Consider the following 20632-nt stretch of genomic DNA (forward strand, 5'->3'; position numbering starts at 1 on the left):
GCGACCGGCCCTTCGCCTTGCGGCGAAGGGCCTCTCTATAATCGTCGGTTGATTCGAAAAACGCCCCCCGACGAGCCCCCGATTTTGAGGACGCCATGAGCGCAGACCCGCATTACCAGGCCACCGAAGAAGCCCACACCGGTCCGATCAAGAATCCCAAGCAACTGCTGCTGGCGGTCTTTTTCTCCTTCCTCGCACCCATCTTCATCATCGTGGGCCTCGTGGCCTACGTGGTGTCCGGCAACAAGCCGGCCGGTACCGCCGAGGGCGACAACATGGCGCTCTACGGCGTCACCCAGGAAGCGCGCGACCGCGAGGTGGCCGATCGCCTGAAGAAGATCGGCGCGATCGAGATCCGCGATGCCAACCGCCCGCTGGCGGCCGGCGAAGCGGTGTTCAAGGCCCAGTGCGTGACCTGCCACGGCGCGCCCGGCATTCCCGGCGCACCGCACCTGAACGACGCGGCCGCCTGGGGCCCGCGCATCGGCCAGGGCTACGCCACGCTGCTCGAGCATGCGCTCAAGGGCAAGGGCGCGATGCCTGCCCAGGGTGGCGGCGACTTCGAAGACCTCGAGATCGGCCGTGCCGTGGTCTACATGGCCAATGCCGGCGGCGCCAAGTTCCCGGTGCCCGACCGTCCGGCGGCGGCAGCCCCGGCCGATGGCGCTTCGGCCGCCGCGGCACCCGCGGCTTCGGGCGCGGCCCCCGCAGCGTCTGGCGCGGCGCCTGCCGCTCCGGCGGCCAGCGCCAGCAAATAGTTCTTCGCAGAGGATCGCGGCTCGCGCGCCGCGTCCGCCCAGCAAAAAGCCGGCTTCGCGCCGGCTTTTTTGCGTTCGCTTGCTACGCTTTAGATAGCAATTCAGGCTTGCGTGGCATGGCGTTCGGCCGGGCTCAGCACATGTCCGAAGCGCGCCGGCAGCTCCGCCGCCGTCACCGTCTCGGGCGTCCACAGCCCCTGCTCGATCGCATCGGCCGCGAGACCCACGTCCTGCGTGTGAACCAGCCCCAGCCCGGGCGCCGCCGACAGATAGAGATGCCCGTGCTCGTCGAGCAGGCAGCCCGTGACCTCGACGGCCTGCCCCGTGTGCGCCGTTACCGCGAAGCCGGTCTCGGCGATGCGCCAGACCAGCGGCGCCGCCTCCAGCTCCACGTAGACGCGCTGCGGCCCGTTCTGGAAGAACCACTGGCCCTCGTCGTCGTGCTCGTAGTTGCGGTGGATGAAGTCGATCAGCTTATCGTGCCGCAGCATCGAGCCCTTGGCGGCCGGAAACGGCCCCTGGGCCTGGGTGCGGTCGTCGCGCATGTACCAGTTGCCGCGCGCGTCGAGGCCGAGCCAGCCGTAGCAGTGCGGAACGTGGGGCCACTTGGCCAGGGCCTGTCTGACGATGTCGTCCATGGCCTCATTGTCCCCGCGGCGCGGCGCGCACCGCGTCGGCCGGCACGCCGGCCTGGCGGCAGAGCCAGCGCCCGACCTGCTCGGGCATGCCGCGCACATGGCCCGGCGGCCGCCCCATCGGAAAGCCCACGTGGCCCCCGTGCGCGGGCTGCCACAGCGTGACGTGGCGGCCGACCTCGCCGGGCCGCGGCAGGCTGGCCGCGGGAATGAAGGGGTCGTTGCGTGCATTCACCGCCAGCGCCGGCACGCGGATCGCGCCCAGGTGCGGCTTGGCCGAGCCGCGCCGCCAGTAGTCGTCCGCATCGACGAAGCCGTGCAGCGGCGCGGTGAAGACGTCGTCGAAGGTCCGCAGGTCGCGCGCGGCCGCGAGCCGGGCGCCATCGAACAGCCCCGGGAACTGCGCCAGCTTGGCCAGCGCCTTGGGCTTCATGGTCGCGAGGAACATGCGGGTGTAGACCAGCCGGTTGAAGCCGCGGCCGATGGCGTCGCCGCCGGCCGCGAGATCGAGCGGCGAACACACCGAGGCCACCGCGCTCACCACCCGCGAGGCGCTGTCGCCGGCCTCGCCGGCCCAGCGCATCAGCGCGTTGCCGCCGAGCGAGACGCCGGCCGCGAGCACCGGCGCGCCGTCCTTGCGGCTCGCGCGCATGCGCGCCAGGATCCAGCCGATCTCCTCGAAGTCGCCCGAGTGGTAGGCGCGCGGCGCGAGGTTCATCTCGCCGCTGCAGCCGCGGAAATGCGGCACCGCGAAGTCCATGCCGCGCGCGGCGGCGAAGTCGGCGAAGGCCTCGGCATAGTGGCTGCGCGAGGAGCCTTCGAGGCCATGGAACAGCACCAGCAGGGGCCGGCCGCCGGACTCGCCCCGCGAACCGGGCGCATCGGCGAAGTCCACGTCGACGAAGTCGCCGTCGGGCGCGGTCCAGCGCTCGCGCCGGTACACCGGCGCCGCGCCCTCGAAGCGGCGCGCATAGAGCGCGCCCCAGATCGTCTGCAGGTTGCCGCCCGGCAGCCAGCGTGGCGCCAGGTAGTCCATCGCGGACGGCGTCGGCGCGTCGGGCGTGCCGGAGGGAAAGGAAGAAGGAAGGAACGCGGACATCGAACGAAGGAAGAGGACGCCGGCGCTCAGTGCAGCATCTGCGGGAGCTCGTTCGCGTCGTCGGGCTCGCGCGCGCTGCCCGGGCTCGCATGGTGCGCCACCATGCGCCAGCCCTGCGCGGTCTTGTGATAGACGTTGGTCGCCAGCACGAAGGCATGGCGCGGCCCCTCGACCGTGAGCACCTCGATGCGCTCGAGCACGTTGTGGACCGCGCTCGCGATCGAGTCGATCTTGCGCACGTGCGCGGGCGTGGCGTGGATCGCGCCGTTGCCGAACATCTGCTCGAACGCCGAGCGGATCGCCGCCGTGCCCACCAGCCGCGGACCGCCCGGATGGACGCAGAACACCTCGTCCTCGTCGGCCCAGCAGGCCATCAGCGCGTCGATGTCGCCGCGCTGCAGCGCCTCGTAGAAGGCGGCCTCGATGTCGTCGGCGGTGCCGCCGATGGCCGCGGCGGTGCGGAGTGGGGACTTGGGCATGGGCGTGATTCTGCCGCGCCCAACGTGACGCGCCCACTGCAGGCGCTTTCGCCCGGCCGCGGCGCCGGTTTCAGGCAGCGTCCGGCGCCTCGGCCGGCGCGCCGAGCCACTCGCGCGCCACCGCCTGCATCGCCCCGGGCTGCGCCGCGCGCCACACCACCTCGGGCGCCGCGATGTGCACGCCGGGCGGCGCGATGCGCAGCGCGAGGTCGACCAGCTCGGCCAGCTTCGAGGGCCGCACCGGCTGCTCGCTGCTGGGCACCATGTAGCTCAGCGTTCCCAGCATCCAGGCCGCCAGCCGCTCGGGGCGGCTCGCGCGCTGCGCCGCGGCCGGCTTGCGCGCCGAGCGCAGGATCAGCAGGCGCTCGAAGCCGCAGGCCACCACGGCCTGCTCGTCGAGGCTCGCGAGGCCGCGCTTGAGCGCCTCGGGCAGCCGGCCCTGGTCGTGCGGCTGCACGATGACGAGCGTCTGCACGCCGCAGCCGCGCAGCCAGCGCGCGAGCGCCGGCAGCTGCTCGGGGTCGGGCAGCCACAGCGCGCGCTCGCGGCCGTGGTACAGGCGCGGCGCGTCGAAGGCCACGATCGCGGCCTGGGCCGAGGTCGGCGGCCATTGCGCAATCGGCAGCGGCGGGCACAGGCAGGACTCGACGCCGGGCAGCCCGTCGTGCATGGGCTCGCTCACCAGCACGCGCACATGCGCGTGGCGGTGGCTGCCCGCGAGCCGGTGCAGCAGGTCCTGGCCCAGCGCGCCGGTGGCACCGGCAATGAGCAGCGTGCCGAAGGCAGCGGAGGCGTTGGGGATGGGCACCGCCGGGCGGTTCGCGCCGCGCAGGGCCTGCAGAGGATCGAGGGACATAGCGGCACCTATGCTAACTTCGGCCCCATTCTGTGGAGGTAATGCAAATGATGATGAAGCGCTGGCTCCTGATCCTCGCGGCGGTCCTGTCCCTGAGCGGATGCGGCTACAACCAGTTCCAGTCGCTCGACGAGGCCAGCAAGTCGGCCTGGAGCGAGGTGCTCAACCAGTACCAGCGGCGCGCCGACCTCGTGCCCAACATCGTCGCCACCGTGAAGGGCGAAGCCGCCTTCGAGCAGGACACGCTGACCAAGGTGATCGAGGCGCGCGCCAAGGCGACCTCGATCCAGGTCACGCCCGAGACGCTCAACAACCCCGAGGCCTTCAACAAGTTCCAGCAGGCGCAGGGCGAGCTCTCCTCGGCGCTGTCGCGGCTGATGGTGGTGTCGGAGCGCTACCCCGACCTCAAGGCCAACCAGGCGTTCCGCGACCTGCGCGTGACGCTCGAGGGCACCGAGAACCGCATCACCGTGGCGCGCAACCGCTACATCGAGAGCGTGCAGGAGTACAACGTGCTCGCGCGCAGCTTCCCGACCAACCTCACGGCCAAGGTCTTCGGCTACGCGCCCAAGCCCAACTTCTCGGTGCAGAACGAAGCCCAGATCTCGGTGCCGCCGACGGTCGACTTCGGCGCGCCGAAGAAGTAAGGCAAAGCTGCGCCGATGGCCGCAGCCCTGATCCGCCGCCTGCTGGCCGCGTTCCTCGCCGTGGCGCTCGGCTGGGCCGCGCTGCCGGCCTTCGCGCAGGCCCCGCTGCCGGTGCCCGCGCTCACGGCGCGCGTGATCGACCAGACCGGCACGCTCGACGCCGCGCAGCGCGCCGGCCTCGAGACCAAGCTCGCGGCCTTCGAGCAGCGCAAGGGTTCGCAGATCGCGGTGCTGATGGTGCCGACCACGCAGCCCGAGGACATCGAGAGCTACACCCAGCGCGTGGGCGATGCCTGGAAGATCGGCCGCAAGGGCGTGGGCGACGGCCTGCTCGTGATCGTCGCCAAGGACGACCGCCGGATGCGCATCGCCCCCGCCAAGGCGCTCGAGGGCGCGGTGCCCGACCTCGCGGCGGCACGCATCGTCGACGAGGAGATGAAGCCGCGCTTTCGCAACGGCGACTTCGCGGGCGGCATCAACGCGGCGGTCGACCGGCTGATCGGCCTGGTCGACGGCGAGCCGCTGCCCGAGCCCGCGCGCGACGGGGGCAATGGCGGCAGCCAGGGCTTCGACTGGGAGAACCTCGCGATCTTCCTGTTCGTCGGCGTCTTCATCGGCGCGCCGATCGTGCGCGCGATCCTCGGCAAGACCCTGGGCTCGGTGGTCATGGGCGGCGGCATCGGCGTGGTCGCGTTCTTCCTCACCACCAGCCTCGTGATCGCGGTGCTCGCGGGCATGGTCGCGCTCGTGGTCTCGCTGGCCTCGGGCCTCGCGCGCTTCGGCGGTGGCGGCTGGAGCAGCGGGGGTGGCGGCGGTGGCTGGAGCGGCGGCGGAGGTGGCGGCTGGGGCGGTGGCAGCCGCAGTGGCGGCGGAGGCGGTGGCTTCAGCTCGGGCGGCGGCGGCAATTTCGGCGGCGGCGGCGCCTCGGGAGACTGGTGAGCATGGCAACCCTTTTCTCCAAGCTTGGCCGCATGTGGCGCCATCGCTGGATCGACGAGGCCGCGGTGCGCCGCGTGCTGCCGGCCGACGCGCTCGCGCGGCTGGCCGCGCGCGTGGGCGCGAGCGAGCGGCGCCACAGCGGCGAGATCCGCATCTGCATCGAGGCCGGCCTGCCGATGTCCTACCTGCGCCGCGAGGCGCCGGCACGGCAGCGCGCGGTCACGCTGTTCGGCAAGCTGCGCGTGTGGGACACCGAGCACAACAACGGCGTGCTGATCTACCTGCTCTTGGCCGAGCACGCGATCGAGATCGTGGCCGACCGCGGCATCGATGCACGGGTGAGCGACGACGACTGGCGCGCGATGGCGCTGCGCATGGGCGCGGCCTTTCGCGAAGGCCGCTTCGAGGACGGGCTCACGCAGGCGCTCGAGGAGATGTCGGCGCTGCTGGTCGAGCACTTCCCGCTGCGCGACGACGAACCCGACCGCAACGAGCTGCCCGACGAACCCGTGGTGCTCTGAGTCTCTTCCTCATTCGGCCGCGGGCAACGCCCACACGGTCGATCCACCCACCGCATAGAAGCGCCGACCCGGCGCCGACTCCATGGTCCAGCCACCCGTGAACTCGCCGAAGGCGGGCAGCACGGCCTGACCTTGTCCTTGTACTTCCTCGTGCACGAAGCACGGCAGCCGCACGCTGTCGCGCCCCGGCCCGTGCAGCCGGCGCGCCGGGTGCAGATGGCCCGCGAGCACGAAGTGCGTGGGATGCGCCTGCGGATGGTGGCAGCAGGCGAAGGGGCCGAGCAGCCAGGGCTCGTCGACCACCTCGATGCGAAGCGCGGGCGGCGGATCGCCCGCGCGGCTGTCGTGGTTGCCGCGCACCAGCGTCATCGCGAGCGCCGCATGCTGCTCGCGCCACTCCCGCACCACGGGCAGCACCGTGCGCGCGGGCGCCGCATGCAGGAAGTCGCCGAGGAACACCAGGCGCTCGGGCGCATGGCGCGCGATCAGCACATCGAGCCGCGCGAGGTTCTCGAGCGTGGTGCCGCCCGGCACCGGCAGGCCCAGCGCGCGGAAGGTGGCGGCCTTGCCCAGGTGCAGGTCGGCGACGAACAGCGCCCGCCCGGCCGGCCACCAGAGCGCGCGCTCGGGCAGCAGCTGCACCATTTCGCCCGCCCATTGGAGCGACAGCGGCATGGAGGTGGAAGAAGACGGAAGGGAACGCATCGCCGGCCAGTGTCGCAAAAGCACCGTGCGGCCGCGTCCGACTTGCAATTCGCTCGCCCCGCCCCTAGCTTTGCCGGATGACCGAATCGCCCACGCTGCACATCGTCTGCCCGCACTGCCACACCACCAACCGGGTGCGCGAGGCCCAACTGGCCAGCGCGCCCGACTGCGGCAACTGCCACAAGCCGCTGTTCGGCGCCCATTCGGCCGCGCTGCCCGACGTGGCGAGCTTCGACCGCCACATCGCGCGCAACGAGATCCCGGTGCTGGTCGACTTCTGGGCCCCGTGGTGCGGCCCGTGCCGCCAGATGGCACCGGCCTACGAGCAGGCCGCGGCGCAGCTCGAGCCGCGCGTGCGCGTCGCCAAGGTCGACACCGAGGCCGTGCCCGCGCTGGCCGCGCGCTTCAACATCCGCAGCATCCCGACCCTGGCGCTGTTCAAGGGCGGCCGCGAGGTCGCGCGCCAGGCCGGCGCGATGGGCGCGGCCGACATCGTGCGCTGGGCCAGGGCCCACGGCGCCGGCTGAAGCGTCAAGGCCGCCGCCGGCGTTCGCGCCGCGGTGCCGGCGGCCGGGCGGCGCCCTCCTGCCCGAAGGCCAGCGAGCCGCGCACCCGCTCCGCACCGCCCGCGGTCACGGCACCGCCGGCCGCCTTCTCGAGCTGCTCGACCATGCGCGCGATGCGGTCGGCCACGTTCTCGTTCGACAGCTTCTCGCGGAACAGCTCGACCATCAGCGGAAACGAGAACGGCGTCGGCCGCTCGAGCGCGCGCAGCACCGGCTGCTGCGTTCCCATGCGCGCGAGGCTGGCGGCGAGGCGGCCGATCTCGAGCTCCTGCGACAGCAGCTCGCGCTCGGCCTGCGCGAGCAGCGCGTTGTCGGGGTCGTACTTGCGGAACACCTCCCAGAACAGCGAGGACGAGGCCTGCAGTTGCCGGCTGCTGCGCTTCTCGCCCGGATAGCCCTGGAAGATCAGCCCCGACACGCGCGCGATCTCGCGAAAGCGCCGCTGCGCGAGCTCTCCCGCGTTGAGCGAGGCCAGCACCTCGTGCAGCAGTGCCTCATGCGCCTGTGCCGCGTCGCCCGCCGGCATGCCGAGCACCTCGGGCAGCCGCGCGGGCCAGTCGACCTCGCTCGCGCTCAGCAGTTCGAAGCCGTAGTCGTTGACCGCGATCGAGAAGGTGCGCGCCTCGTGCTGCGCCACGCGCCAGGCCAGCAGGCTCGCGAGCCCCAGGTGCACGTGGCGGCCCGCGAAGGGATAGAGGAACAGGTGCCAGCCCTCGCGCGTCTTCAGCGTCTCGGCCAGCAGCGTTCGCGGCGTGGGCAATGCCGACCACTGCTGCTGCAGCTCGAGCAGCGGCCGCACGCAGCGCAGCTCGGGCGACTCCCACAGGCCCTGGTCGGCCAGCGCGAGCTGCTGCACCACCGCGTCGGCCAGCGTGTTCGACAGCGGCATGCGCCCGCCATTCCAGCGCGGCACCGCGGGCCGCTGGCCGCTGGCGCGCCGCACCCAGGCCGTCATGTCGTGGATGCGCACCAGCTCGAGCAGCCGGCCGCCGAACAGGAAGCAGTCGCCGGGCTTCATGCGCGCGACGAAGCCCTCCTCCACGCTGCCGATCTTCGCGCCGCCGAGGTACTGCACCGCCATGCTCGCGTCGCTCACGATGGTGCCGATGTTCATGCGGTGGCGCCGCGCGAGCCGCGCATCGGGCACGCGCCACACGCCTTGCGCATCGGGCACCACGCGCCTGTAGTCGGGATAGGCCGCGAGCGAGGCGCCGCCTTGCGCGACGAAGTCCAGGCACCAGGCCCAGTGCGCGCGCGTGAGGCCGGCATAGGCGGCCGTGCCGCGCACCTCCTCGTAGAGATCGTCGGGCACGAAGCCGCCGCCGAGCGCCACGGTCACGAGGTGCTGCACCAGCACGTCGAGCGGCTGGTCGGGCGAATGGCGCGCCTCGATGTGGCCCTCGGCGATCGCGGCGCGCGCCGCCGCGCCCTCGACCATCTCGATGCTGTGCGTGGGCACCAGCGTGATGCGCGAGGGCCGGCCCGGCGCATGGCCCGAGCGGCCCGCGCGCTGCAGCAGCCGCGCCACGCCCTTGGGCGAGCCGATCTGCAACACGCGCTCCACCGGCAGGAAGTCGACGCCGAGGTCCAGGCTCGAGGTGCAGACCACGGCCTTGAGCTCGCCGCTCTTGAGGCCCAGCTCGACCCACTCGCGCACCTCGCGGTCGAGCGAGCCGTGGTGCAGCGCGATGGTGCCGGCCCATTCGGGCCGCGCCTCGAGCATCGCCTGGTACCAGATCTCCGACTGCGAGCGCGTGTTGGTGAAGACCAGCGTGGTGCTGCTGGCCGCGATCTCCTCGAGCACCTGCGGCAGCATCGTGAGGCCCAGGTGGCCGCCCCAGGGAAAGCGCTCGGCGCGGCCCGGCAGCAGCGAATCGATGACCAGCTTCTTCGGCACCTGGCCCTGCACCAGCACGCCGTCGCCGTGGCCCAGCAGCGCATGCATCGCCTCGTGCAGGTTGCCGAGCGTGGCCGACATGCCCCAGACCGCGAGCCCCGCGTTCCAGCGACGAAGCCGCGCGAGCGCGAGCTGCACCTGCACGCCGCGCTTGTTGCCGAGCAGCTCGTGCCACTCGTCGACCACCACCATCTTCACGGTGCCCAGCACCTCGCCGGCATCGGCGCGCGCGAGCAGCAGCGACAGGCTCTCGGGCGTGGTGACCAGCACCGTGGGCAGGCGCGTGTTCTGCGCGCTGCGCTCGGCCGAGGAGGTGTCGCCGCTGCGCGCGCCCGCGCTCCAGGGCTGCACGCCGGCACCGAGCGCCTCCAGCGGCTGCTGGAGCGCGCGCAGGGTGTCGGCCGCGAGCGCGCGCATCGGCGTGAGCCACAGCACGTTGAGCGGCGGCGCCGGTGCCGGCCGCGCGCCTTCCTTGCGCGGCCGCGCGGCCTGCGCATGGGCCAGCAGCGCGCCGAGCCACACGGCATAGGTCTTGCCCGCGCCGGTGGTCGCATGCAGCAGGCCCGAGCGGCCCTGCGCCACGGCCTTCCAGACCTCGCGCTGGAACTTGAAGGGCTTCCAGCCGCGCGCGGCGAACCAGGCGTCGAGCGCCGCCTTGACCGCCTGGTTCATGACGGCAGCAGCGCGGCCAGCGTCTGCAGCGTGTCGGCCTCTTGCACCGGCTTGTCCTCGCGCCAGCGCAGCATGCGCGGAAAGCGCACCGCGATGCCGCTCTTGTGGCGCGCGCTGCGCGCGATGCCCTCGAAGCCGAGTTCGAACACCAGCGTGGGCCTGACGCTCTTCACCGGCCCGAAGCTCTCGATGGTGGTCTTGCGGATGACCGCGTCGACACGCGCCATCTCGGCATCGGTGAGGCCCGAGTAGGCCTTCGCGAAAGGCACGAGCTTGCGCTCGGCCTGTTCGGGCGGACCGTCCCACACGGCGAAGGTGTAGTCGCTGTAGAGGCTGGCGCGGCGGCCATGGCCGCGTTGCGCATAGACCAGCACCGCGTCGATGCTCAGCGGATCGATCTTCCACTTCCACCACACGCCCACGTCCTTGGTGCGGCCCACGCCGTACTGCGCGCTGCGGCGCTTGAGCATCATCCCTTCGACGCCCATGCTGCGCGCCGCCTCGCGCTGGCGCGCGAGATCGGCCCAGTCGGCGCCCTCGAGCATCGGACTCGGCAGCAGCAGCGGATGCGCAAGGCGCGCGACCAGCTCGTCGAGCAGCGCGCGGCGCTCGGCCTGCGGCAGCGCGCGCAGGTCGCGGCCCTCCCACTCGAGCAGGTCGTAGGCCAGCAGCACCACCGGGATCTCGCGCAGCAGCTTCGCGCCCAGCGTCTTGCGGCCGATGCGCTTCTGCAGCTCGGCGAAAGGCTGCACCCGGCCGTCGCGCCACACGGCGATCTCGCCGTCGACCACCGTGCCGTCGGGCAGCGCCTCGCCGAGCGCCGCGAGTTCGGGGAAGCGCTCGGTCACCAGTTCCTCGCCGCGCGACCACAGCCATGCCACGCCCGCGCGCTTCACGAGTTGCGCGCGGATGCCGTCCCACTTCCATTCGACGATCCAGTCCGAGGGCGGCCCCAGCGCCGCGTCGAACTGCTCGAGCGGCAGGTTGAACGGATGCGCGAGGAAGAAGGGATAGGGCTGCCCGCTGGTCTTCTGGACCTGCTCGGCATCCGATTCGGGCGCGATCAGCGTGCCGTAGTCGCCGGCCTGCGGCCGCGCGCCGATGTGGGTGTAGCCCATGAGCCGCTGCGCGACGCGCTTGGCATCGATGCCACCGACCGCCGCGAGCGCCTGCGTGACCTGCAGCTTCGACACGCCGACGCGGAAGGCGCCGGTGATGAGCTTGAAGTAGACCAGCCGCTCCTCGGCCGCGAGCCGGCGCCACTGCGCGCGCAGCCTGTCGGCCAGTTCCTCGGGCGCGGCCTTCGCGGCCTCGCGCAGCGGCAAGAGGTGCTGCTCGACCCAGGCCGCGAGCCCGAGCTCGTGCGTTTCGCTCGGCGGCGGCAGCAGCAGCGCGATGGTTTCGGCGAGGTCGCCGACGGCCTCGTAGCTCTCGTCGAACAGCCACTCGGGCAGGCCCGCGGCCTCCTGCGCGAGCAGGCGCAGCAGCTTGGTCGGCACCAGCTGGCGCGGCTTGCCGCCCGCGAGGAAGTAGACGGCCCAGGCGGCATCGGCCGGGTCGGCCGCGCGCAGATAGCGCTGCAGCGCAGCCTGCTTGGCGAGGCTCGAGGTGCTGGCATCGAGCTCGCGGTAGAGCGCGGCGAAGTCCTTCATGCCGGCGCCGCCTCCCCGGCGGGCGGCGGCGCTTCCTGGTCGTCCTCGTCGCCGTACTCGGTCTTGAAGCCCTGCGCGTCGAGCCCGTTCTCCGACAGCCAGCGCACCATCACCTGCACGCTGCCATGGGTGACGAACACGCGCTCGGCGCCCGTGCCCGCGATCGCCTGCTGCAGCCCGGGCCAGTCCGCATGGTCCGACATCACGAAGCCGCGGTCGACGCCGCGCCGGCGCCGCGTGCCGCGCAACTGCATCCAGCCGCTCGCGAAGGCATCGGCATAGGCGCCGAAGCGCTTCATCCACGGCGTGCCCTGTGCCGAGGGCGGCGCCAGCACCAGCGCGCGCTTCAGCAGCGCCGCGTCGACGCCGGGATCGGTGACGCGCAAGGTGGCCGGCAGCGCCACGCCCGCGGCGCGGTAGACCGCATTGAGCGGCTCGACCGCGCCGTGCACGACGATCGGCCCGATCGAGGCGTCGACGCCATGCAGGATGCGCTGCGCCTTGCCGAAGGCATAGCAGAACAGCACCGAGGCGCGGCCGGCCTCGGCATTGGCGCGCCACCAGGCGTCGATCTCCGCGATGAGCTGCGCCTGCGAGGGCCAGCGATAGATCGGCAGGCCGAAGGTGGACTCGGTGATGAAGGTGTCGCAGGGCACCGGCTCGAAGGGCGCGCAGGTGCCGTCGGGCTCGGTCTTGTAGTCGCCCGAGGCCACCCAGACCCGGCCGCCGTGTTCGAGCCGCACCTGCGCCGAGCCCAGCACGTGGCCGGCCGGATGCAGCGACACGCGCACGCCACGGTGCTCGATCGCCTCGCCGTAGGGCAGCGTCTGCAGCGGGATGTCGGCGCCCAGGCGCGCGCGCAAGGTGCCGGCGCTGTCGGTGTGGGCGAGGTAGTGGCCGTGGCCGGTGCGCGCATGGTCGGAGTGCGCGTGCGTGATGACGGCGCGCGCGACCGGCCGCCAGGGGTCGATGTAGAAATCGCCCGGCGGGCAGTACAGGCCCTCGGGGCGCGCGACGACGAGATCTTCTTCCTGCGCGGGCATGGCATGCCATCGTAGGCGCTCGCGGCCCGCGGCGCCTCGGTCCGGATGCCGCGAGGCGCCGTGGGCCGGCGCCTACCCGGCGCGCCTGTCCCGGGTGCTCAGGGTTGCTTGCCGCGGCGCGCGGCCGTCATCTCGAGCACGTTCATCTTCATGCCGTTGGCCATCACCATGTCGCCGGGCTTCTGGCCGGCCTTGCAAGGGCCGACCCACTTCGCCTCGACGACGGCCATGCCTTCGCTGCGGCCCATCAGCGGCGGGCTGTAGGTCGACCTGCTTTCCACGCGGTAGGCCGAGCCGAAGTCGCCGCTCATCACGGCGCGCGAGGTGGCGGTGGTGCTGCCGATCTTGCAGACCGAGTCGATCACCAGCTTGCCGCCCTCGGCGCGCAGGTCCTGCTTCGAGCACAGGCTGCGGCCCATGCCCTGGCCCATCTCGCGCAGGGCCTTGTCGGTGGCCGCGTCGATGCACTGCTGCATGGTGTGGCTGCCCTCCTTCGCGCCGCTGCCGTCGTCGCTGCGCATCTCCCACAGGCCGGGCTTGCGCGCGGGATAGTCGATCGCCACCGCGGGTCCGGCGAGCACGGTGCAGGGCAGCACCGCGGCGCAGGCGGCGAGGAAGGCCAGGACGAGGGGAAGGGTCTTCATGGGGCGGCTCCGGGCGCGGCGTGTCGAAGGCTCGACGATGCCCCGGTTTGTACAGGGCGCCCCCGCGGCGCGGAATACCGCGATCGGTCTACGCCGCGCGGCCGGCCCCGGCGATGCCGCTCGTGCCGCTCGCCGCCGCGCGCACGCGCGTGGCCAGCCCGAACACCACGCCCAGCACGAAGCCGCCGCCCACGTCGATCAGCACGTGCTGGCGCACCGCCATGGTCGAGTAGACGATGCCCGCGGCCCACGCGATGTTGAGGCCGCGCAGCCAGGCGGGCGCGCCCACGCTGCGCAGCTGGCGCGCGAGCACCACGCAGGCGAACACCGAGAACGAGACATGCAGCGAGGGAAAGGCATTGCCCGCCGAGTCCTTGGTCTTGAGGAAGTGCAGCGTGGTGCCGGGACTGGTGTCGATGGTGAAGTTGGGGATCGCGGTCGGCAGGCACCAGAACACGACGAGCGCGATGGTCGTCATCAGCGCGCAGGCCAGCGAGAACGCCGTGAGTTCGCGCCGGTCGCGCGAGAACAGCACCGGCAGCGCGATGTAGAGCCACAGCGACAGGTACACCGGCAGCAGCGCGGGCCAGAAGGCGACGAGCCGGTCGATCGGCGTGAGCGGCAGCACCCAGGCCTCGCCCGAATGCCGCATGACCCAGAAGTACAGCGGGAAGAAGCCGATGGTGGCGAGGGTGTTGCCGATCAGCTTGAGCGGCCACTGCGCGAGCGCGCGGCGGCCCAGGGCGCGGGCCCAGGGCGTTGGCGTTGCTAAGGGCTTGGAGTCGGGGAAGGAGGTCATGGGCGCCGGAGGCGATGCGCGCGGGCCCCGCGGGTGCGGGGCCGCGGCATCACCAGGGCGTCCACTTTAAATCGCTTCGCGCCGAGGCCACCGTGCGCTCGACGAAGCGCACGCCGCGCGCCCCATCCTCCACGCGCGGATAGTCGGCGTCCAGCGGATCGGCGCGCCGGCCTTCGAGGCGCGCGCGGATGTCGGCGGCGACGCCCGCATAGACGTTGGCGAAGGCCTCGATGAAGCCCTCGGGATGGCCCGCGGGCAGGCGGCTCGCGCGGCGCGCCGACTCGTGCAGCCAGGGGGCGCCGCGCGTGAGCACGCGCAGCGGCCCGTCGTGCGGCAGGTGCAGCAGCCGGCTCGGCTGTTCCTGGTGCCACTCGAGCGTGCCCAGGGTGCCCGCGATGCGCACGCGCAGGTCGTTCTCGAGGCCGGTGCTGATCTGCGAGGCGATGAGCACGCCGCGCGCGCCGCCCTGGTAGCGCAGCAACAGGCTGCCGTCGTCGTCGAGCTGGCGGCCGGCCACGTGCGCCGTGAGGTCGGCGCACAGGCTCTCGATCTCGAGGCCGGTCAGCGTGGCGACGAGGTTCTCCGCATGCGAGCCGATGTCGCCGATGGCGCCGGCCGCGCCGCTGCGCGCGGGGTCGGTGCGCCAGTCGGCCTGCTTGTTGCCGGTGCCCTCGAGCTGGCTCGCGAGCCAGCCCTGGTTGTATTCCACGACCACCTTGCGCAGCGTGCCGAGCTCGCCCGCGCGGATCATCGCGCGGGCCTGCCGCACCATGGGGTAGCCGGTGTAGTTGTAGGTGACGCCGAAGATCGTGCCCTGTGCCGCCACGCTGGCGACCAGTGCATCGGCCTGCTCGCGCGTGTGGACCAGCGGCTTGTCGCACACCACGTGGAAGCCGGCCTCGACGAAGGCCCGCGCCACCGGGTAGTGCACGTGGTTGGGCGTGACGATCGAGACGAAGTCGATGCGCTCGCCGGCGGGCCGCTTCAGTTCATCGGCCAGCAGGGCCTGCCAGTCGCCATGGTTGCGCGCGTCGGCCAGGCCGAGGTCGGCGCCCGAGGCGCGCGCCTTGGCGGGATCGGAGGACAGCGCGCCGGCCACGAGTTCGATCTGGCCGTCGAGCGCGATCGCCTTGCGGTGCACGCCGCCGATGAAGGCATCGCGGCCGCCGCCGACCATGGCGTAGCGCAGCTTGCGATGGGGGGTGTCGGTCATCCAACTCCTTGAGGTTCCAGAGACGGGGTTCCCCCTCCCCGCGGGGAGAGGGAGCGAAGCGATCGGCCGGCCGGCCGATCCCGTTCAGAACGGCGAGTTCGGGTGGTAGAAGTCCTTGGCGTTGTCCTTGGTGATCAGCACCGACGGGATGATCGTGGTCGCGGGCAGCTTCTCGCCCTTCAGGCGCGCCTCGGCCGTGAGCTTGATGGCGTCGTAGATGAACTTGGGCGAGTAGCTCACGTCGGCCGTGATGCGCTTGTCCTTGCCGTCCATGATGGTCTTGACCATGCCCTTGGCGCCGGCGCCGCCGAACACGATTCTGATGTCGTCGCGCTTGGCTTGTTCGATCGCCTTGAGCACGCCCACGGCCATGTCGTCGTCGGCGGCCCAGATGGCGTCGATCTGCTTGAAGCGCGTGAGGTAGTCCTGCGTGACCTTGAAGGCGTCGTCGCGGTTCCAGTTGGCGTACTTGGCGTCGAGCAGCTTCACGTCGGGGCTGTTCTTGAGCACCGCGTTGAAGGCGTCCATGCGCTCGTTGTCGAGCGTGGTCGCGATGCCGCGCAATGCCACCACGTTGCCCTTGCCGCCGAGCTGCTTGACGATGTACTCGGCCGGGATGCGGCCGAAGGCGGTGTTGTCGCCGGCCACGTAGGCGTCCTGCGCGCTGGTGTCGGTCAGGCCGCGGTCGACCACGGTGACGTAGGCGCCCTTGGCCTTGACCTGCGCGACCGGCTTGGTCAGCGCGGCCGATTCGAACGGGAACACGACCAGCGCGTTGATCTTGGTGACCGTCGACAGGTCCTGCAGCTGGTTGGCCTGCTCGGGCGCGTTGGCGGCGGTCTTGATCGTGATCTTCAGGTCCTTGTGTTCCTTCTCGAGATCCTTCTTCGCCTGGTTGGCCCAGTAGTTGATGCCGCCCATGAAGCTGTGGGTGGCGGCGGGGATCGAAACGCCGAGGTTGACCTTGTCCGCGGCGAGCGCGGGCAGGCTGGCGAATGCCGCGGCGGCCACGGCCGTGAGCGCGATGCGTCGGGTGAAACGGGTCATGCTGATGTCTCCTCTTGGTGGATGGAACGGAACGGGAAGGAACCAGGTGTGGCCACGCCCAACGGCGTCATCGCTTTCCTCGCTGGAGGAAGGCCACGATGATGATCACGAAGCCCTGCACCGCGGCATTCAGGTACACGCTGATGATGCTGGTGAGGTTCAGGATGTTGCTGATGACCGAGAGCAGGATCGCGCCCACCACGGTGCCGGTGATGCTGCCCGCGCCGCCCTTGAGCGCGGTGCCGCCGACGATCACCGCGGCGATCGCCTCGAGCTCCCACAAGAGGCCCGTGGTCGGCGAGGCCGAGCCCAGGCGCGGCACGTACAGCAGCGTGGCGATGCCCACGCAGACGCCGAGCAGCACGTAGGTCAGGATCTTCACGCGGTCGACGTCGACCGCGGCGTAGCGTGCCACCTGTTCGTTGGAGCCGATGGCCTGCACGTAGCGGCCGTAGGCGGTGCGGTTGAGGATCACGCCGCCGACGATGGCGACGATGACGAACACCCACACCGGCACCGGGATGCCCGCGAGGCTCGCGTAGTAGACCGGCGCGTAGAGGTCCGACAGCTCGTTGTCGAGCGTGAGCGCGCCGCCGTCGGCGAAGTAGGTGAGGTAGGCGCGGAAGATGCCGAGCGTGCCCAGCGTGACGATGAAGGGCTCGATGCGGCCCTTGGTGATGAGCAGGCCGTGCGCGAGGCCGAACAGCGCGCCCAGCACCACCGCGAGCACGGCGCCGAGCATCACCGCCATCAGCGGCGAGCCGGTGGCCGGGCCGGCCCAGTTGATGAACATGATCACGCTGCCCGCGATCAGCGCGGCCATCGAGCCCACCGACAGGTCGATGCCGCCCGAGATGATCACGAAGCACATGCCGACCGCGATGATGCCGATGAAGGCGGTGCGCGTGAGCACGTTCATCGCGTTGTCGACGGTGGCGAAGTCGCCGTTGAGCAGGGTGCCGGCGATGCACAGCAGCACCAGGCCGATGACGGGGCCGAGGCCGTGCAGGTGCTCGGTCCAGCGCGCCTTGGGCTGGGCGCGGTGGGTGTCGGCGGTGGGTTCGGGGCTGTTGTTCATGGGGGCCGGGTGTGGGTCGTGGCTCAGTGCGCGCCGGTGGCGTGGGCGATGAGCGCTTCTTCGCTCAGGTGGTCGGCGTCGAGCGTGGCGACCAGCCGGCCCGCGCGCATCACCGCGACGCGGTGGCACAGGCCGATCAGCTCCATGAGCTCGGACGAGATGACGATCACGGCCAAGCCCTCGCGCGCCAGGCGCTGGACCAGGAAGTAGATGTCGCGCTTGGCGCCCACGTCGACGCCGCGCGTGGGCTCGTCGAGCACCACCACGCGCGGGCGCGGCTGCAGCACCTTGGCGAGCGCGAGCTTCTGCTGGTTGCCGCCCGACAGCGACGAGGCCTTGACCTCGAGCGAGCCGGCGCGGATGCCGTAGTCCTTGACCGCCTCGGCCAGCGCGCCGCGCTCGGCCTCGGGCTTGAGCCAGGGCGTGGCGTAGCGCTCGAGCGCCATCAGCGTGAGGTTCTGGCGCAGGCCGAAGTGCACGTGCAGGCCCTTGCCCTTGCGGTCCTCGCTCAGGTAGGTGAGGCCGTGCTTCGCGGCATCGCGCGGGCTGCGCCAGCCCTTGCCGCCGGGCACCGCGCGCCCGAGCATCTCGACGCTGCCGGCCGCGGGCCGCAGGCCCAGCAGGCCTTCGAACAGCTCGGTGCGACCGGCGCCGACCAGGCCCGCGAAGCCGAGGATCTCGCCGGGGCGCACCTCGAAGCTCGCGTCCCGTGCCCAGCCGGGCACGCTGAAGCCCTGCACGCGCATCGCGGGCGCCTGCGCGGCCGACACCGGGTCGCGCGGCGGATAGAGGTCGGCCAGCTCGCGGCCCACCATCAGGTTGGCCATCTGCTGGCGCGTGACCTCGGCCGTGGGCGAACGCGCGACGAAGCGGCCGTCGCGCATCACGATCACCTCGTCGGTCACGCGCTCGACCTCGTCGAGCTTGTGCGAGATGTAGACGATGGTCACGCCGTCGGCGCGCAGCTGCGCGATCAGCTTGAACAGGCGCTCGGTCTCGCCGGGCGTGAGCGTGGCGGTGGGCTCGTCCATCACCAGGAGGCGCGCGCGGCGCGCGATGGCCTTGGCGATCTCCACCAGCTGCTTCTCGGCCACGATGAGCCGGCGCACCTTGGTGCGCGGGTCGGCCTGCAGCCCCACTGCGGCCAGCGCGGCGGCGGCCTCGCGCTCCATCGCGGCGTCGTCGAGGAACAGGCCCTTCTTCTTCTCGTGGCCGAGGAAGATGTTCTGCGCGATGCTCAGGTCCTCGGCGAGGTTGAACTCCTGGTGGATCAGCACGATGCCCAGCGCCTCGGCATCGCGCGAGCCGGCGAACTGCTGCGGCTGGCCGTTGATGCGCAGCGTGCCGCCCGTGAGGCCCTCGTAGCCCGAGAGAATCTTCATCAGCGTGGACTTGCCCGCGCCGTTCTCGCCGAGCAGGCCGTAGACCTTGCCGGGCGCGAGCGCGAAGCTCACGCCGTGCAGCACCTGCACCGGGCCGAAGGATTTCCGCACGTCGTCGAATTCGACGGCCACGCTGGTCTTGTTCTGCGCTTCGCTCATGGCGCGATCCCCCTCGCCTTGAGGCTCTGCTGCATCGCGAGCACGCCGGCGCCGATCAGGCCGCCCTGCGCGGCCAGCGGCGTGTACTGGATCTCGAGGTGGCGCGTCGACAGCGCGAGCGAGCGCTGGTAGACGCTTTGCCGCACGGCCGCGAGGAACAGCGGGCCGATGCGCGTGATGCCGCCGCCGATGAACACATGCGACGGATTGAAGAAGTTGACGACCGAAGCCAGCATCTGGCCGATGAGGTTGCCCGCGCGCTGCACGATGGCGTTGGCCGCGGGATCGCCGGCGCGGCTGGCCTGGCCCACGTCGAGGGCCTCGATGCGGCCCTGGCTGCGCAGCACCTCGGCCAGCACGGCGCTCTCGCCGGCCTCGGCCGCCTGCACCGCCATGCGCGTGATCGCGGGACCGGCCGCCATCGCCTCGACGCAGCCCAGGTTGCCGCAATGGCAGCGCGGCCCTTCCTGGTCGACGCAGATGTGGCCCACGTCTCCGGCCGAACCGGCGGCGCCGCGATAGACCTCGCCGTGGCAGACGATGCCGCAGCCGATGCCGGTACCGATCTTGATGACGAGGAAGTTGGAGAGCGAGCGCTTGAGGCGCCAGAGCTCGCCGAGCGCCATCAGGTTGACGTCGTTGTCGACGAACACCGGCGCGGCATAGTCCTCGCGCAGGTAGTCGCGGATCGAGAAGCTGTCCCAGGCCGGCATCAGCGGCGGATTGACGAGCTGGCCGATCTCGAAGTTGACCGGTCCGGGCACGCCGATGCCGATGCCGAACACGTCGCGCGCCGTGCGGCCGCAGCGGCCCAGCAGCTCGCGCATCAGCGCACGCACGCGCGCCAGCACGACCGCGGGGCCGTCGCGCACGTCGGCCGCTTCCTCGTGCTGCGCGAGCACCGTGAGGTCGGGCTGCAGCACGGCGACGCCGAGGCTGGTGGCGCCGATGTCGACGCCCACGAGCACGCCGAGGTCGGCATGGAGCTGGAGGTTTTCGGGGCGGCGTCCGCCCGAGGAGCGCTGCAGGCCGGCTTCGGCCAGCAGGCCCTGCTCGAGCAGCCCGGCGATGAGCGCATTGGCCTTGCTCTTGGAGAAGCCGAGCTCCTCGGCCATGGCATGGCGCGAACCGCCGGCCGACCAGAAGGTGGTCTCCAGCAAACGCATTTCGTCCGCAGTGATGCCGCTCCAGGGTGCCACGCGCGCTTGTCTCCGGTTCTTTGTCGGGACCCGGCGGCATCGAGGCCGGCGGGCGAAGGCGAATACTAGGAGGCCGGCTTCAGCCGGGCAAGGCTGAACTTCGACCATATTCGGATCGAAGATGACTCGATTCGATCTTGACGGGCCCGCTCCGCCCCGGGCCGGGACGAAAAAAAAGCCGCCTCGAGGGGCGGCTTTTGCGAGGAGCAAGCGCGCGGGCTTACTTCTTCTGGCGGTACTTGCGCAGCGCTGCGATCTGCGCGGCCATCACGGCCAGTTCCGATTGCGCCATCGCGATGTCGATGTCGCTCTTGGCGTTCTTCAGCGCTTCCTCGGCGGCGGCCTTGGCCTGGTTGGCCTTCTCGTCGTCGAGGTCCTTGCCGCGGATCGCGGTGTCCGACAGCACGGTCACGGCGTTCGGCTGCACTTCGAGGATGCCGCCGGCGACGAAGACGAACTCCTCGTTGCCGTCGGCCGTTTCGATGCGCACGGCGCCGGGGCGGATGCGCGTGATCAGCGGGGTGTGGCGCGGATAGATGCCGAGCTCACCGGCTTCACCGGGCAGCGCGACGAACCTGGCTTCGCCCGAGAAGATCGACTCTTCCGCGCTGACCACGTCCACATGAATGGTGCCTGCCATGG

The 20632-nt window shown here is 71.5% G+C and carries 21 protein-coding genes; 5 read left to right on the plus strand and 16 right to left on the minus strand.

Annotation, left to right across the window (positions count from 1 at the left end; all coding sequences use genetic code 11):
* The first annotated feature begins 95 nt into the window (after nucleotides 1–95).
* Nucleotides 96–758 (plus strand): c-type cytochrome, encoded by a 663-nt coding sequence (locus KV106_RS32520; protein WP_261215481.1) that lies wholly within the window; start codon nucleotides 96–98, stop codon nucleotides 756–758.
* 101 nt (nucleotides 759–859) lie between these two features.
* Here KV106_RS32520 and KV106_RS32525 read toward each other — a convergent pair whose 3' ends face one another.
* The 4 genes from KV106_RS32525 to KV106_RS32540 form a co-directional block, all read right to left on the minus strand.
* The gene (locus KV106_RS32525; RefSeq protein WP_261215482.1) at nucleotides 860–1396 is read right to left on the minus strand and encodes a DUF2946 family protein; all 537 of its coding nucleotides are present in this window, start codon (nucleotides 1394–1396) and stop codon (nucleotides 860–862) included.
* A 4-nt stretch (nucleotides 1397–1400) separates the two neighbouring features.
* Nucleotides 1401–2492: a YheT family hydrolase gene (locus tag KV106_RS32530; RefSeq protein WP_409976581.1), complete on the minus strand. Its 1092-nt coding sequence runs from the start codon at nucleotides 2490–2492 to the stop codon at nucleotides 1401–1403.
* Between the two features lie 26 nt (nucleotides 2493–2518).
* Entirely contained in the window at nucleotides 2519–2971 is a 453-nt protein-coding gene (locus KV106_RS32535; protein ID WP_057593960.1) for a YybH family protein, read from the minus strand.
* 70 nt (nucleotides 2972–3041) lie between these two features.
* The gene (locus KV106_RS32540; protein WP_261215483.1) at nucleotides 3042–3827 is read right to left on the minus strand and encodes a hypothetical protein; all 786 of its coding nucleotides are present in this window, start codon (nucleotides 3825–3827) and stop codon (nucleotides 3042–3044) included.
* A gap of 47 nt (nucleotides 3828–3874) precedes the next feature.
* Between KV106_RS32540 and KV106_RS32545 the strand changes: the two genes are divergently transcribed.
* Genes KV106_RS32545 through KV106_RS32555 form a run of 3 tightly spaced genes read left to right on the plus strand, consistent with a single transcriptional unit; the run spans nucleotide 3875 to nucleotide 5934 of the window.
* Nucleotides 3875–4474, plus strand: coding sequence for a LemA family protein (locus KV106_RS32545; RefSeq protein WP_395349219.1), 600 nt, complete (start codon nucleotides 3875–3877; stop codon nucleotides 4472–4474).
* Between the two features lie 15 nt (nucleotides 4475–4489).
* The gene (locus KV106_RS32550; protein WP_261215490.1) at nucleotides 4490–5413 is read left to right on the plus strand and encodes a TPM domain-containing protein; all 924 of its coding nucleotides are present in this window, start codon (nucleotides 4490–4492) and stop codon (nucleotides 5411–5413) included.
* Nucleotides 5414–5415: 2 nt separating this feature from the next.
* On the plus strand, nucleotides 5416–5934 hold the full coding sequence (locus KV106_RS32555) for a TPM domain-containing protein (RefSeq protein WP_261215502.1): 519 nt from the start codon (nucleotides 5416–5418) through the stop codon (nucleotides 5932–5934).
* 9 nt (nucleotides 5935–5943) lie between these two features.
* On the opposite strand, the gene pdeM is transcribed toward KV106_RS32555, so the two are convergent.
* Nucleotides 5944–6609, minus strand: a complete 666-nt coding sequence (gene pdeM / locus KV106_RS32560; protein ID WP_261215504.1) for a ligase-associated DNA damage response endonuclease PdeM — start codon at nucleotides 6607–6609, stop codon at nucleotides 5944–5946.
* A 107-nt stretch (nucleotides 6610–6716) separates the two neighbouring features.
* On the opposite strand from pdeM, the gene trxC reads away from it, so the two are divergent.
* A complete protein-coding gene (gene trxC, locus KV106_RS32565) occupies nucleotides 6717–7166 on the plus strand; it encodes a thioredoxin TrxC (RefSeq protein ID WP_057593964.1) in 450 nt (149 codons plus the stop codon).
* A gap of 4 nt (nucleotides 7167–7170) precedes the next feature.
* On the opposite strand, the gene KV106_RS32570 is transcribed toward trxC, so the two are convergent.
* From KV106_RS32570 to KV106_RS32620, 11 genes are all read right to left on the minus strand, one after another.
* A complete protein-coding gene (locus KV106_RS32570) occupies nucleotides 7171–9774 on the minus strand; it encodes a ligase-associated DNA damage response DEXH box helicase (RefSeq protein ID WP_261215506.1) in 2604 nt (867 codons plus the stop codon).
* Nucleotides 9771–11426, minus strand: coding sequence for an ATP-dependent DNA ligase (locus KV106_RS32575; RefSeq protein WP_261215508.1), 1656 nt, complete (start codon nucleotides 11424–11426; stop codon nucleotides 9771–9773). Before KV106_RS32575 ends, KV106_RS32570 begins: the two co-directional genes overlap by 4 nt.
* Nucleotides 11423–12469 carry a ligase-associated DNA damage response exonuclease gene (locus KV106_RS32580; RefSeq protein ID WP_261215510.1) on the minus strand — a complete coding sequence of 349 codons (1047 nt, stop codon included), beginning with the start codon at nucleotides 12467–12469 and terminating at the stop codon, nucleotides 11423–11425. Before KV106_RS32580 ends, KV106_RS32575 begins: the two co-directional genes overlap by 4 nt.
* Before the next feature lie 98 nt (nucleotides 12470–12567).
* Complete coding sequence (locus tag KV106_RS32585; protein WP_261215512.1) at nucleotides 12568–13113, minus strand: DUF3617 domain-containing protein; 546 nt, start codon at nucleotides 13111–13113, stop codon at nucleotides 12568–12570.
* Nucleotides 13114–13201: 88 nt separating this feature from the next.
* Nucleotides 13202–13912, minus strand: a complete 711-nt coding sequence (locus KV106_RS32590) for a phosphatase PAP2 family protein (RefSeq protein ID WP_261215514.1) — start codon at nucleotides 13910–13912, stop codon at nucleotides 13202–13204.
* Between the two features lie 49 nt (nucleotides 13913–13961).
* Entirely contained in the window at nucleotides 13962–15125 is a 1164-nt protein-coding gene (locus tag KV106_RS32595; protein WP_261215516.1) for a Gfo/Idh/MocA family protein, read from the minus strand.
* An 84-nt stretch (nucleotides 15126–15209) separates the two neighbouring features.
* Complete coding sequence (locus KV106_RS32600; RefSeq protein WP_057593971.1) at nucleotides 15210–16172, minus strand: substrate-binding domain-containing protein; 963 nt, start codon at nucleotides 16170–16172, stop codon at nucleotides 15210–15212.
* A 67-nt stretch (nucleotides 16173–16239) separates the two neighbouring features.
* Complete coding sequence (locus KV106_RS32605; protein ID WP_057593972.1) at nucleotides 16240–17250, minus strand: ABC transporter permease; 1011 nt, start codon at nucleotides 17248–17250, stop codon at nucleotides 16240–16242.
* A 23-nt stretch (nucleotides 17251–17273) separates the two neighbouring features.
* Nucleotides 17274–18791 carry a sugar ABC transporter ATP-binding protein gene (locus KV106_RS32610; protein WP_261215519.1) on the minus strand — a complete coding sequence of 506 codons (1518 nt, stop codon included), beginning with the start codon at nucleotides 18789–18791 and terminating at the stop codon, nucleotides 17274–17276.
* Nucleotides 18788–19957, minus strand: coding sequence for an ROK family protein (locus tag KV106_RS32615; protein ID WP_057593974.1), 1170 nt, complete (start codon nucleotides 19955–19957; stop codon nucleotides 18788–18790). The genes KV106_RS32610 and KV106_RS32615 overlap by 4 nt, the downstream gene beginning before the upstream one ends.
* A gap of 253 nt (nucleotides 19958–20210) precedes the next feature.
* Complete coding sequence (locus tag KV106_RS32620) at nucleotides 20211–20630, minus strand: F0F1 ATP synthase subunit epsilon (RefSeq protein ID WP_057593975.1); 420 nt, start codon at nucleotides 20628–20630, stop codon at nucleotides 20211–20213.
* Nucleotides 20631–20632: the final 2 nt, after the last annotated feature.

The sequence above is a fragment of the Variovorax endophyticus genome (genome assembly GCF_025376855.1).
GTDB lineage: Bacteria > Pseudomonadota > Gammaproteobacteria > Burkholderiales > Burkholderiaceae_C > Variovorax.

Bases quoted from the DNA above. Each gene is read 5' to 3' on its own strand.
- KV106_RS32600 (WP_057593971.1), bottom strand. From the start codon at position 16,172: ATGACCCGTTTCACCCGACGCATCGCGCTCACGGCCGTGGCCGCCGCG.
- KV106_RS32595 (WP_261215516.1), bottom strand. From the start codon at position 15,125: ATGACCGACACCCCCCATCGCAAGCTGCGCTACGCCATGGTCGGCGGC.
- KV106_RS32590 (WP_261215514.1), bottom strand. From the start codon at position 13,912: ATGACCTCCTTCCCCGACTCCAAGCCCTTAGCAACGCCAACGCCCTGG.
- KV106_RS32535 (WP_057593960.1), bottom strand. From the start codon at position 2,971: ATGCCCAAGTCCCCACTCCGCACCGCCGCGGCCATCGGCGGCACCGCC.
- trxC (WP_057593964.1), top strand. From the start codon at position 6,717: ATGACCGAATCGCCCACGCTGCACATCGTCTGCCCGCACTGCCACACC.
- KV106_RS32520 (WP_261215481.1), top strand. From the start codon at position 96: ATGAGCGCAGACCCGCATTACCAGGCCACCGAAGAAGCCCACACCGGT.
- KV106_RS32525 (WP_261215482.1), bottom strand. From the start codon at position 1,396: ATGGACGACATCGTCAGACAGGCCCTGGCCAAGTGGCCCCACGTTCCG.
- KV106_RS32550 (WP_261215490.1), top strand. From the start codon at position 4,490: ATGGCCGCAGCCCTGATCCGCCGCCTGCTGGCCGCGTTCCTCGCCGTG.
- KV106_RS32585 (WP_261215512.1), bottom strand. From the start codon at position 13,113: ATGAAGACCCTTCCCCTCGTCCTGGCCTTCCTCGCCGCCTGCGCCGCG.
- KV106_RS32530 (WP_409976581.1), bottom strand. From the start codon at position 2,492: ATGTCCGCGTTCCTTCCTTCTTCCTTTCCCTCCGGCACGCCCGACGCG.
- KV106_RS32620 (WP_057593975.1), bottom strand. From the start codon at position 20,630: ATGGCAGGCACCATTCATGTGGACGTGGTCAGCGCGGAAGAGTCGATC.
- KV106_RS32540 (WP_261215483.1), bottom strand. From the start codon at position 3,827: ATGTCCCTCGATCCTCTGCAGGCCCTGCGCGGCGCGAACCGCCCGGCG.
- pdeM (WP_261215504.1), bottom strand. From the start codon at position 6,609: ATGCCGCTGTCGCTCCAATGGGCGGGCGAAATGGTGCAGCTGCTGCCC.
- KV106_RS32575 (WP_261215508.1), bottom strand. From the start codon at position 11,426: ATGAAGGACTTCGCCGCGCTCTACCGCGAGCTCGATGCCAGCACCTCG.
- KV106_RS32615 (WP_057593974.1), bottom strand. From the start codon at position 19,957: ATGCGTTTGCTGGAGACCACCTTCTGGTCGGCCGGCGGTTCGCGCCAT.
- KV106_RS32570 (WP_261215506.1), bottom strand. From the start codon at position 9,774: ATGAACCAGGCGGTCAAGGCGGCGCTCGACGCCTGGTTCGCCGCGCGC.
- KV106_RS32605 (WP_057593972.1), bottom strand. From the start codon at position 17,250: ATGAACAACAGCCCCGAACCCACCGCCGACACCCACCGCGCCCAGCCC.
- KV106_RS32555 (WP_261215502.1), top strand. From the start codon at position 5,416: ATGGCAACCCTTTTCTCCAAGCTTGGCCGCATGTGGCGCCATCGCTGG.
- KV106_RS32610 (WP_261215519.1), bottom strand. From the start codon at position 18,791: ATGAGCGAAGCGCAGAACAAGACCAGCGTGGCCGTCGAATTCGACGAC.
- KV106_RS32545 (WP_395349219.1), top strand. From the start codon at position 3,875: ATGATGATGAAGCGCTGGCTCCTGATCCTCGCGGCGGTCCTGTCCCTG.
- KV106_RS32580 (WP_261215510.1), bottom strand. From the start codon at position 12,469: ATGCCCGCGCAGGAAGAAGATCTCGTCGTCGCGCGCCCCGAGGGCCTG.